Raw genomic sequence first — 470 nt, forward strand, 5'->3', positions numbered from 1 at the left:
CTTTTTCCAAACGCTAAAATCGTGTTGGATCGTTTCCATATTGTCCAACACATGAGCCGTGCTATGAGTCGTGTGCGTGTCCAAATCATGAATCAGTTTCATCGAAAATCCCATGAATACAAGGCTATCAAGCGTTACTGGAAGCTCATTCAACAGGATAGTCGTAAACTCAGCGATAAACGTTTTTATCACCCTACTTTTCGCATGCACTTGACGAATAAAGAGATTTTAGACAAGCTTTTGAGCTATTCAGAGGACTTGAAACACCACTACCATCTCTATCAACTCTTGCTTTTTCACTTTCAGAACAAGGAGGCAGACAAATTTTTCGGACTTATTGAGGACAATCTTAAGCTGGTTCATCCTCTTTTTCAGACTGTCTTTAAAACCTTCCTCAAGGATAAAGAGAAAATTGCCAACGCCCTTCAACTACTCTATTCCAACGCCAAACTGGAAGCCACCAATAATCT

At 40.2% G+C, this 470-nt stretch carries 1 protein-coding gene; it reads left to right on the forward strand.

What is annotated here, in order from left to right; genetic code table 11:
* Positions 1-470: transposase (locus tag N8M20_RS10185; RefSeq protein ID WP_261080513.1), on the forward strand; the 470-nt coding region annotated here is incomplete at both ends.

The organism is Streptococcus mitis (genome assembly GCF_946190275.1).
GTDB lineage: Bacteria > Bacillota > Bacilli > Lactobacillales > Streptococcaceae > Streptococcus > Streptococcus mitis_DC.